At 42.1% G+C, this 11,900-nt stretch carries 11 protein-coding genes; 8 read left to right on the top strand and 3 right to left on the bottom strand.

Features of this window, described 5'->3' with window-relative positions:
* Positions 1-534: 534 nt before the first annotated feature.
* From AR543_RS24215 to AR543_RS07115, 4 genes are all read left to right on the top strand, one after another.
* Positions 535-732: a hypothetical protein gene (locus AR543_RS24215; RefSeq protein ID WP_158523939.1), complete on the top strand. Its 198-nt coding sequence runs from the start codon at positions 535-537 to the stop codon at positions 730-732.
* A 232-nt stretch (positions 733-964) separates the two neighbouring features.
* Positions 965-1,117, top strand: a complete 153-nt coding sequence (locus tag AR543_RS24505; protein ID WP_169725593.1) for a hypothetical protein — start codon at positions 965-967, stop codon at positions 1,115-1,117.
* A gap of 176 nt (positions 1,118-1,293) precedes the next feature.
* Complete coding sequence (locus AR543_RS07110) at positions 1,294-2,601, top strand: helix-turn-helix domain-containing protein (protein ID WP_060533053.1); 1,308 nt, start codon at positions 1,294-1,296, stop codon at positions 2,599-2,601.
* Between the two features lie 70 nt (positions 2,602-2,671).
* Complete coding sequence (locus AR543_RS07115) at positions 2,672-3,028, top strand: hypothetical protein (RefSeq protein ID WP_060533055.1); 357 nt, start codon at positions 2,672-2,674, stop codon at positions 3,026-3,028.
* A gap of 100 nt (positions 3,029-3,128) precedes the next feature.
* On the opposite strand, the gene AR543_RS07120 is transcribed toward AR543_RS07115, so the two are convergent.
* The gene (locus tag AR543_RS07120; protein WP_227871852.1) at positions 3,129-4,499 is read right to left on the bottom strand and encodes an MFS transporter; all 1,371 of its coding nucleotides are present in this window, start codon (positions 4,497-4,499) and stop codon (positions 3,129-3,131) included.
* 207 nt (positions 4,500-4,706) lie between these two features.
* Between AR543_RS07120 and AR543_RS07125 the strand changes: the two genes are divergently transcribed.
* Positions 4,707-5,270, top strand: coding sequence for a stalk domain-containing protein (locus tag AR543_RS07125; RefSeq protein WP_060533059.1), 564 nt, complete (start codon positions 4,707-4,709; stop codon positions 5,268-5,270).
* Positions 5,271-5,441: 171 nt separating this feature from the next.
* On the opposite strand, the gene AR543_RS07130 is transcribed toward AR543_RS07125, so the two are convergent.
* Entirely contained in the window at positions 5,442-5,909 is a 468-nt protein-coding gene (locus AR543_RS07130) for a DUF6843 domain-containing protein (RefSeq protein WP_060533061.1), read from the bottom strand.
* Positions 5,910-6,111: 202 nt separating this feature from the next.
* Here AR543_RS07130 and AR543_RS07135 point away from each other — a divergent pair, with 202 nt between their 5' ends.
* A complete protein-coding gene (locus AR543_RS07135) occupies positions 6,112-7,071 on the top strand; it encodes a helix-turn-helix transcriptional regulator (RefSeq protein ID WP_060533063.1) in 960 nt (319 codons plus the stop codon).
* Positions 7,072-7,212: 141 nt separating this feature from the next.
* Entirely contained in the window at positions 7,213-8,538 is a 1,326-nt protein-coding gene (locus AR543_RS07140) for a hypothetical protein (RefSeq protein WP_060533066.1), read from the top strand.
* A gap of 811 nt (positions 8,539-9,349) precedes the next feature.
* Here AR543_RS07140 and AR543_RS25035 read toward each other — a convergent pair.
* Positions 9,350-9,433: a putative holin-like toxin gene (locus tag AR543_RS25035; protein ID WP_227871885.1), complete on the bottom strand. Its 84-nt coding sequence runs from the start codon at positions 9,431-9,433 to the stop codon at positions 9,350-9,352.
* Between the two features lie 235 nt (positions 9,434-9,668).
* Here AR543_RS25035 and AR543_RS07145 point away from each other — a divergent pair, with 235 nt between their 5' ends.
* Positions 9,669-11,879 carry an MrcB family domain-containing protein gene (locus AR543_RS07145; protein WP_227871853.1) on the top strand — a complete coding sequence of 737 codons (2,211 nt, stop codon included), beginning with the start codon at positions 9,669-9,671 and terminating at the stop codon, positions 11,877-11,879.
* The last annotated feature ends 21 nt before the right edge of the window (positions 11,880-11,900 follow it).

Here is an 11,900-nt window from a genome sequence, read left to right on the forward strand (position 1 = left end):
TTTTCTCCCATGGATCCGGCTGAAGTCTGCTGACGTACCGCTACTATATTAGACCAAAATGTCAGGTGAAGGAACAACCGACTACCTGAGCACTCCGATATTCAAAATAGTACCAGGAGAGAAGGACTGCAACTTTGGCTCTTAATCATACATGAAATATTGTCGAATCCGGTACAAAATGAGCAGGAGAAAAGAGCTGGAAGTTTCAAAGCACTAATAAGTACTGTAAAAAACGCTGATTATTTAGATGTGCAAATAGAAATAACGGTCGCACCCTGCATAGTTGTCCTGTTGATGGATGATGAGGATGCACAGCCTTCTGACTATAATCTTACAGTGGAGTAGGCAGACATATGTAACCCCATACAGAGACAGAGGTTGCGATTTCCACAGATACGTAGATATTCGTTAGCAGATATAGTAGCGTAGTACCTGTATTTTCCAAATCAAACTAACGGGCCTCATCACGTGTTTATATACTCCAAAGGCAGTTTACGCCTAAACAAAGGCAATTCTGATTTACTGCATGTGATCATGAAAGGAGCATTGATTATTATGGGACTCACCGTGCTTATGTACAGTCTGGCTTTTCTCGTTGTTGGGGTTATTGCGCTCGCCTTTTATACGACAGTACAGACCTATAAAGTTCGCAATCGTGAACTGGAATTGCAGCAACTGGAGATTCAATTGAATCAGCGGCCGAATGAACCCACAGTCGGTTCGCATTCCTAGTAGACGATACAAGACCAGCCATGGATTTGCCTTTGCTGTATACGGGGCATGAAGCTAATTCAACAGGAACCTGCCCGGTTATGGGCAGGTTTTTTGCTTATGGATCTACTGTTCGATCAGCAGGAAGAGCGAATCGCTTAGCAATAGAATGTGGCTGGTAATCAATTGGTAATTCGGTACGTAATATAGTACGGTAGGAGTAAGAGCGATACACTACTGGCCAAAGGATGTGATGACCGTAAGTATAGATGCTCTCTATTATGTACTGTCCCTGCTGGTCGTTGGAGTTGTAGTGCTGGCCTTTTACAGTACGATTCAGAACTTCCGAACCCGGCATCGTGAACTGGATGTCCGGGAGATGCACCTGCGGCAGCGAATCAAATAGGCTGGATATAACAGGCTCCTGACATATGGTTAGGAGCCTGTTTGCAGAGGAAAGTTGTAACCAAAATGAGGTTTTATCGGACGGGATCTTCATCATATAATGGAACAATCGACGTTACAGGATACCAGACTGGACATGGGAACGGTGCGCACTAGAAGCTAGCGGGAGGAATAGACGTGAATTATAGAGAGACCATACAGCATCATATTCAGCAGTTCCTCGCCGATCGCCAGATTAATCTGGGTGAGCTATCTACTGCGACCGGAATCAACAGAGGCTCCCTGAGCGCTGCGATCAACGGCAATCCGCCCAAGATGCTGTCGGTGACCATGCTGGATGCGATCACCCATTATATGGGACTGCCGGAAGGGCATTATTATCCGTTATATATAGAAGAATCTTTTCAGGAAGGCGGTCACTGGCGCAGAATCAAGATGCTGCTAATCCGGTGTGCCGAGATTGGAAGGCTTGAAGATATTCGGTTAATCCTGGAGCATGCGGCAGACGATCTTAAGCAAATCCCGCTTATTTTCGAGACGGCCGAAGAGCTGTACCAGAATGAGCAAAAGGAAGCGGCAGCGTTGCTGTACGGATATGTCGTAGAGAGCGAGCGGTCGAATCAGTCGGAACGGCTGGCGATTAGCTACTATCGGCTGTTCCAGATGCACAGTTCCAATCCTCGCAAGAATGTAGAGGCGGCGATGCAGTTTATCCCGCATCGGCAGAAGCTGCCGGATCATATTCTGCTGGATGGACTCATTCTGCTTTGTCACTTTTTTGGTGCCAGAGAAGATATGGATTCATTTATTAAATATGTAGATGAGTTGTTTGAAATGGTGCACCGCATTGCTGCAAATGAAAGCTGGCGGCAGGAGTCCTTTGTAACCAACCGCCATTTTGTCTACTATTACGGTCAGGCTTATCTGCTGAAATCCCATTATTATGAATACCAGACCATGTATGACGAATTTCGGACGTACACCCAGGGGTATGCCGATCTGAGCTGGTTTGGTCGTTTGAGTGAAGCAGGAGAGCGGGAAGTGGAACAATTCAAATTTATTGCCAAAGCCAATTTTCTCTCCGTAGAGGTCCGGTTGGGCAACCAGTCCGTCATACCCGAATACGTAGAACTACTGCAAAATAATGAAGACGAAATACTGGACGGATTGATCACACTGATCATTTCTGCCAATACGCATGAATATTATATCGATGAATATCTCAGAGAGTTCGACGAATATCTTGAGCCTGCTGCCGATTATTTGTTTCAGGTGGGAACATACAAAGAAGAGTTCAAAGTGCTGCGATACTATACACTCAACAGGGAATACGCCCACTACTGTTTCCGCAAAAAGGAATATAACAAAGGTCTGGATTGCCTCATGCAGTGCTTCCAAAGTGCAGTACATCTGGACAACAAAGACGGTATTCAGGAGTCGATGAAGCTGCTGGAACAATATCGCTCGGAAGCGTTAGGCAAGTAAACTATCTATTTATCACCTTTGGATAGATACGTTATTTGTTTATATCCATACAAAGAGGAGGGAGACCAAAATGGAAGATTTGCAAAACAAAGTGGATCGTCTCGAATTCTATATAGGTCTATTAAGAAATATTGCTCAGAGCCCGGATGAATTTGCTCTTCTGGATTGGGTCATTGCGAATCATCTGGATGAACATACATATGAGCAATTAATGTCTATTCTCAAGGAAGCCAACCAGTATCTGATATCTAGAAAAGAAACGGGTGACGGAGAAGTTATGAGTGTGCATGATTTGTCTGTACAGTTATTAGAAGTGCTGGAACGGAACAATATTCCACACCCGGAGAGACAAACGAAACATGTGATTAGAAGTGCTGCCAGACTTCCAGGATTTCTTCTGTTCGATTATTATGTAGAGCAGTTGTAACAACAAAGTATTATTCCAGAGAAAGCCTGCTTCCTGGTGAATAAAACAAAAGAAGCCTGTCTACTATCGACAGGCTTCTTTTGTTTACTCATGTGGGATATCATCCCACTTCATTTCCCGCCAGCTTCGCCCGTACACTGCGCGCAGCCTTCACCTTATCGAAGCTGCCATACTTCTCCTGTACCAGCAGGAACGCCACCCCTCCGAGCAGACAGGGTACCGCGAAGAACATAAAGGCATTCTGCGGCGCCATATTCGTCGCCAGCAGCAGCCCGATCAACACCGGCGCCAATATCGCTCCAATTCGTCCGACGCCGACGCTCACCCCAACTCCAGTCGCGCGGATCTCTCTTGGATAGTATTCGGAAATGTATGGATTCACCAGATTCTGCGTACCCACCGTGCAGGCACCGCCGAGTGCAATCAGCACATACAGCAGCGCCGTATTCGACGTCATACTCAGCAGCACAAAGCATACCGCTCCGGTCAGGAACAGCGAGACCAATACCCTACGGTGGCCGACACGCTCCACCAGATACCCGCCCAGCAGCGATCCGCCGATCTGCCCGACCGCCAGTACCAGACTGAACGACAGGCTGGACGTAATGCCGTAACCCGAACCCTGCATAATCTTGGGTAGCCATGTATTCAGACCGTAGATCATTAGCAGACAGCTGAACACCGCGATCCAAAAGGCGAATGTGCTTACCGCGCGACTCTGCACGAACAGCTTCTTCACCGGCATGCCCTGGGCACGCTGCTGTACCGCTGCATATTCAAAGTCATTGCTCGCCTGGTAATTCCCCTGCGGATTCACCTTGTTCAATATCGCCGCGACCGGCGCGCCCTGCTTGCGCACGATGTAGTAAGACAGTGATTCCGGGAACTGCTTCCAGAACAGCGGCAGTGCGAACAGTGGAATAATGCCGAGCCAGTACAGGAACCGCCAACCCAGATTCTCCATTAGATACATGCCTACGAGCGCCGCACCAATGCTGCCGATCGAGTAGCCGCAGTACATAATCGCTACCGTCAGCGCCCGATTCTTCTTAGGCGAATACTCGGTCATCAGGGAAATTACAGCCGGCATCAGCCCGCCCATCCCGATCCCCGCGATAAACCGCATAATCGTAAATACTGTCGCATTCGGCGCCAGACCTGCGAGTAACGAGAAGATACTGAAGAGCAGCATACAGATCGCCAGCACCTTTTTTCGCCCGATCACGTCAGATAAGGCACTCAGTACAAAAGCCCCCAGCATCATGCCGACCAGCGTATAACTGCCAATCGCCCCTGCTTCAACAGGTGTGAGTCCGTAATCATCCATCATAAACGGTAGCCCGATCCCATATGTAGCAATATCGAATCCATCGAACCCGATCGCAAAGAAACACCATAAAAACACCAACAGATGAAATTTGTTAAACCGGCTATCCGCGATAACCTGGTGTGGCTGTATCGTACGCATCATCCGACCCCTTTTTGTCTCTATTTTGCATGTATCATAGCATGGGGAGGGCGAGAGGGCGTAACTGTTAATAGTGATAGTTGGTTATAGGAAAAGGCTATGCCAGCTCGGTCGCCGCTTTATAGGGGGACGGACTGCACCCCTTAGAGCTTAATACGCGTTATAGATATAGATAGAATATACCAAAAATGTAATATCAGGGAGGTAATTATGAACAAAGCCGCAAAAGCACTGACCAGCATCCTATTAGCAATTAGTACCCTGGCCGTATCCTGGAATCATCCAGCCGCTGCTGCTGCAAGTTCCGATCCATTTGTCCAAAAAGCCAAATCCGTCTACGCAGGTACGTTGACCCGTTCTAGTCTTCTCATCACTGGCCCTTCTGCCAAGGAAAAGGTATATAGCACGATCTACATTCCGGTCAAAGACATTTTCAAAGGCTATGCCGATCAGATTACGTGGGATAGCAAGCGTAAGATCGCTATAGTGAAAAAGGGTGATTCCGAGATGATTCTAAACTTTTCCGATCAATCCATCTCTTCCAGCGATCATCAGATCGTTCTGCCAGAATCCTGGGTAAAGATGCAGAATGGCGCAGCTTCTATCAATGCTCTCGTATTGTCGTATGTCTTTGATCGATATGGCGAGAGTTATAACGATCTTCAGAGAGAACAGTGGAAGGAGAAGTTATACTTTCTGGATATTCAGTATGTAGATCCTTTTCCCGGTGGTAAGGATGGTATTATGCATGTGAATGTGACGTATAACTCCTGAATAGTAGAATTAACAGAAGAGCAGCCCTCTAAGCGGGTCTGCTCTTCTAAGCTTACTATCAGGATAGCGGGATATATTCAGAAAGTATAATGGCCTCACCACAGAAAATTCCTGGATACGAATATAACTTCAATCACACCAGTCGTAGAAAAGAGAGCATATCATTCAATATTATAGATGATCTTCCAGCGAAGGAGCCGGAGTCTGCTTATACGCTTCCTCTGTACCTACAAAAAATTCCTCGGCTACGGTTTCAGAGTCTTGTTCAGTACCGTCTGTTCCACTGCTGCGGACGCTCTTGCCATGTATCAATTTCTGCGTATCGATTGGCGTCCGTTCTCCCTGGGCATCTATCCAGTAGTACTGATCCTCCGCGATCCCTTCGGATACCTCTGGTGTTGAAGTCCGAAGGACACCGTCTGATCCGATACGGAAGGTAGCTTTGGTGAGACTGATATCGATCGGTGGATAGCTCTGCTGGTTGTAAATGATCTGTACCCAGCCGCGGTAGTTCTCCGGGATCAGGTAGACGCTGGCACGGCGTGAATTGGTGAAGATCATGCTTAGAATGATGATTGTAATGAGGGATAGAGCAGCGAGCAGGATGAAGCCAGTTCGTTGTCGAGTAGAGTCTTTCACAAGATAACCTGCTTTCTGGATGGGATACTTTAAGAATTGAATTTGCTATTATAATATAGAAAATTAAAAGACTTTAGAGAATGAGAGCATTACAAATTAAATTTATCAAGTAATCATGACTATAATTTTAACATACCAATTTATTAATATAAGGATTATACATATAGGTATGACTGCAAAAAACACTTTTAGGAGACTGCATATGAGTGAAAGATTTGATGACAAAATTACTCGGATTTTAAATATGATTATTACTATTCAAACTAATCCAGGAATTACTGCTAAAAGATTAAAACAAAAATATGAAGTGACCTATACAACTGTTAGTCGGGACATAGATGCTATTAGCAGAGTAACGAATCTACAGGATCTAGGCAGGAATAAAGGGTATCGTTTTGCAGATGATTTCTATGATGTGCCTATTCCATTCACCAAGGATGAACGTTCTGGTATTGTGTTATCTCTTTCCTTATTAAATTTGAATAAGAATCCAGTTGTAAAAAGCTTAGTGGATAAGTTTACTTTTTCAAAGAATAAATCACATGCTAAACGAGATGATTTGCTACAAAGTATTGCCAACATTCTTCCTACCGGAAAAGTAAAAGAAAATAATCATCAGCCACAGTTTCTGAATAAGATTATGCAAGCAACTTTGGACCAGAAGACAATAGCCACTAAATATCATGCACAATATAAAAATAAAACCACAATTCGAAAAATTGATCCATATTATTTAATTCCACGTGACAATCGTTTTTATCTAATTGGTTATTGTCATAAAGAAAAAGATATAAGAACTTTTCGCATTAATCGCTTTCAAAAGGTGAAGGTGACGGATGCTGTTTTTGAACAGTCGCAATTTGATATTAATCAATACATGGAACACACCTGGAATATTAATCGTGGAAATGAGCTAGTTCATTTTAAAGTATACTTTAGTAAAAAAATAGCCCGTTACATTAAGGAAAAAGAATTATTTGTTCAACCAACGATGACAGATAATTCCGATGGTAGTTTATTATTTGAAGTGACTGTAAACAATAAAAACGATTTTATTAAGTGGGTGCTTCAGTACGGAATTGAAGCAGAGATATTAGAACCTTTATATGTTCGTATGGAAATGAGAGAAGCGTTAAATAAATGGATAGACCTCTATAAATAAAAAATGTAACTAACAATCTTCCGTTACTAGTGTATGTTTTAATAGTTCTAGATAAGATATGCTTCTGATCAAACTTATACAGGTATCAGAAACAATCTCGAAGAATTTAGATTCATACTACACAGTTAAGGATGATTAAACATGCAGAATTCTAGACCTAATCTTTTGATTTCATTTTTAGAAAGCATAGGTTTAAAACAATCATTAATTTACAAGTTGATAGCTTGGTTGGTTACAGGGCCATATGCAATTTTGAAAATGATTTCGGCTACAGTGACTGCCTCTACTACGTTAGGTTTTTACTTCTATAGTTTGGGTTATCTGTTTATTTACGGTTACTATCTGTCTGGTGAGTTAGGAATGGGTCCTTCACTCTTTTCGCTTAGTATAAATCCAATCCCCTTAAATCATTATTCCATTACTATCGTCTCTTTTTTTCTGTTCATTGCTACTTTTTGTCTTATTTTTATAGGTTCGCTAATTAAACAGAAAAACTTTTTTTTATGGATAGCTGTTTTATCAATATTGTTTTTGTTGCATATAGCGTTATCTTTATTTTTTCTATCTAGTCATCTCGAAGAAAATCAATTATTGCAATTCTCGATTATTTGGATCATACCTGTTATTTTGGCGATAAACATATATGCTTTTACTAAATCTTTTAAATTTCCATTTTTATTTTTATCGGGTATAGTCTATGTTACTTTTTTAATTCTTTGGATACTTCATCATTATAGATTCATCGATAGCACTCATACATTAAAAAATAGTTCTGCAGAATACCTGCTTCTTACTTTTTTTGTTATACCATTTTTAGCTGGGCTATATGCAAATTTGTTTGAAAAAAGATACAAAAGAAATGTCAGTCGTTTTATAACATTATTTCCTTTAGCTTTTATGACTGCGCTAGGAATTTATACAGTTATAGAATATACCACTGGATATAATATTGCGGAAGAAATTTATAGAAGAGTCAATTACCTTATTCATTTCAAACCCTCCCCGTTTTTAAATGTAAGAGTAATGTTGATTCTTACGATCGCAGTACTTTTCAATCTGGGTTTCTCACATTTATTAAAAAGAAAACAGATATCTCAGCATAAGAAAATATGTACTGAAAGAAGAGATCAAATTACGGAAGATACAAATAACAATATGACTTGGGACTTTAGTACATTGAAAACATTAAGTTCTATAATCTTATGTGTAGCTCCCTGTATTCTTATGATGGTATGTGCAATTCCAGCTGTTACCTCACTTATAGCCGGCAATTATATTAGAACATTTTCACCAGAAGGATTTAGAAAAATAGAGATTATTGAAGACTACACGAATCATAAAACAATTAAAGGTAATATTTTAAAGATAGATGGTGACGTTTATTATATTTCTAATGAAAATTGGGAATTAGAAATATTAAGAACAGATCATATACATGTAAAGAGTGAAAAAGCAGAGAATAATTAATTAGTTCTAAATAATTACTATATTGTATTTAAAAGGATCGAAAAATGCATGTGTTAAAATATTTTATCAAAAAGATAAAATCGATATGTTTCTCAAAACTGGTTCTGATTCGATGCAATTAGAATAAGGATTTACTCGCAATGTTCGTCATATTGGACACCGAGATACTGGAGATTTGGAAGTTATTATAGCTAGTGATGAACAATTGGAGAAAGTTAAACCCTTGATTCAGTTGAGTTATGAAATGATTTAAGATGTCGAAATAACCTAGTTGCATGTAGCGAGGTTATTTTGATTCCTAGACAGTTATAAATACGCTCAGACTGATATTTCAATCAAAAATATTGGGGTTAAAAATTAATGCACTGGAAATATTATTTGATATATTAAACAATAAATTAGATTGATTTTATAAAAAGAGAATTGTTTTGCCCTATACAGACTTGTGATTTAATATATGACATGAAAATCCTATTGAATAAAGCAATCAATGTCATAGGCCCGATTGGCAAATAAAGATTTCGAGTTAGCTGTGTATCTATGAGTATGGGGTTTACTAAAGACCATTTATTAAGTTTAAGTATTGAATCAGAATATTTTCTATATTCTAAAATTATGATAACTAAAAGTTCTTTATCTGTCATGCATAAGCATTTGAGCTGATTCTCTAATTATGTTATCATATAACCACAAAAAAGAAGCAGGCAGCCACCTGCTTCCTGTACAACATTTATGGTGGTCATTCCTCCATCATATTGCTATGATTCACATAAGAGAAAGTGACCCGTCAGGCTGGACAACCTGTGGCGGGTCACTTTCTTTTTCTTTCGATATACGTTAGCAGTGCAACAATGAATGTTGCAAACATGATAATATCGGAGAAGGAGAAGTTCATAGGCAGTCACCTCCTTCTGGAGGATAGCCTATGCCCACCACAAATTGAGTTGTACGTTAGCATTATATCAGATAGGCACGTAATTTCGAATAAGGATGTAATTACGTATTTTGCATATAAGTCGTAAATTAATTATAGGAGAATAACCATGCCCTTACCCTCTGAACTTATCAATATATTCACCTACAAACAGAAGTCATACAAAATGGTCCTCATTCTCTCTATCTTGGACGCAATGAAAGAAACCGGGCAACGCCAAGTATCCATGATTCGTGTCCGTGAACATTTCCTTCAATGTTTCCAAGAAAGAGAAGCTAAAAGTCTTAGAGTCGATGGTCCACCTTCGCAAGTACGCGCTTCTCGCTGGGCAGACGTGCAGTTGAATCGTGTACAGTATGTGATGAATACGCCGATCAAGGCATTATCTTCTATTCTAGAAGTACCGAGTGACCAGTATACCATCGGGTTTAAGCAGGAATTATACGATCAATGGGACCAGCAAGTGCTAGATGAGTTATACCAGTTTACTTTAGATGAATTAGAGCTATACTATGCACAGCCGCCGTCTAGCTTTTCGTTGCGAGATGATCTGCTGCATATGATGACGAACTATCTCCAGGCTAAGACAGAGCCTTTTCGAGCCCATCTGTTAGGGCAATATATGCGCAAAACCATTCCAGAGCATATTAAGTCGCTTCAATTTATCTATAACTATTTCCAAGTACAAGGGTCAGTAGGACAAGGGAATTGGGCGAATGTGCCTTGGATTGCAATTATGCATCGTCAAGTAACGGATTCTACGCAAAAGGGACTCTATGTGACCTATCTATTTGCTGAGGATATGAGGTCTGTATATCTGGTACTCCAGTACGGTGTAACTGATCTCAAGAATAAACTTGGAACGAAAAAGGCTTATGAGCATTTTGAACAGAAAGCACGCGAGATTCGTGCAATGATGCCGAATACGCGTATGAATACCGAAGATCCCATCTATCTTGGTGAGAGCGGATATGCTAAAGACTATGCAGCCTCTACAATTGCTCACTTTCATTATGAAATTGAAGACATGCCTAATAACGAGCAGATGGTCGATGATCTGTGGGATGCGGTAGAGACCTATCTCTCTTATGTACAACGTATGGGTGCAGCGCCAAGCAATGAATGGGCGAATAATTTTGAAGAAGTGGTAACTGAGTCGCCAGAAGAAGAACCTGATAGCGTAGTATTTGTCCGCGATATTGAAGTTAAAGAGACGCTGCACAACATCCAGGAATATATTTCGCAGCGTGGGTTCTACTTCCCTGAGTCGTTAACCCATAACTTCTACTTATCTATGAAAAGCCGCCCTTTTGTGATCTTAGCGGGTATCTCGGGTACAGGGAAGACGCGTCTTGTGCGTTTATTTGCTGAAGCAGTAGGGGCGACGATTGCTAATGGACAGTTTCATTTGATATCTGTACGTCCGGATTGGAGCGATCCAGCGGATCTGATTGGATACAAGGATTTGTCTGGCAACTTTAAACCAGGCCCATTAATGAATGTATTTGTAGAAGCCTCTAAAGAAGAAAACCGAAGAAAGCCTTATTTTGTATGTCTAGATGAAATGAACTTAGCGCGAGTAGAGCATTATTTTAGCGATATGATGAGCTTGTTAGAAACGCAAGCTTGGCAGGATAGTAGCAATGATACACAGCAGGCGGACAATACTATGCACCGCGGACGTATTGTTACAGCGCCTTTATTTGCTACAGATACACTCAATACCGAAGAAGACCAATCCCGCTACGGCAACCTCGGCATCCCTGAGAATGTCTACATCGTCGGTACGGTCAACATGGACGAGACAACCTACCCATTCAGCAAACGGGTACTGGACCGGGCGAATACAATCGAGTTCAATGCGATCGACCTGATGCAGCTGCCGCGGATCGCTGAAGACAGCCAGCAGCTGGTGGAAGTGGTGCCAGTTGAGCAGTCGTTCCTCCGCAGCGACTATCTCCAGCTGATCGATGCACTCGGCGATTACGAAGATCTCATTCGCCGCACGACCGAACAGCTGGTACAGGTGAATCATATTCTGGAAGACATCCATGCGCATGTAGGATTCCGGATTCGGGATGCAGTGTGCTTTTATCTGGTGTACAACGAGCGCTTTGGTCTCATGACCGAGGAAGCGGCCTTCGATCTGCAGCTGCTGCAGAAGATTCTGCCGCGCATCCAGGGCAGCCAGTCCGGTGTACGCCGTGTGCTGGTGGATCTGCTCAAGCTGTGTCTGACAGGCAATACACGCATCCCGTCACCGCTCGAAGACGATGACGCATTCTGGAGACAGTGGAGCCGGGGTGGTACTCCGCCAGCAGCACGCTATCCGGAGAGTGCGCGCAAGCTGGTGTATATGATCCGGCGGCTGGATGAAGACGGGTTCACCTCGTACTGGGTGTCCTAGATGATCTCTACAGGAGGTGCC

This window comes from Paenibacillus bovis (assembly GCF_001421015.2).
Classification (GTDB): domain Bacteria; phylum Bacillota; class Bacilli; order Paenibacillales; family Paenibacillaceae; genus Saccharibacillus; species Saccharibacillus bovis.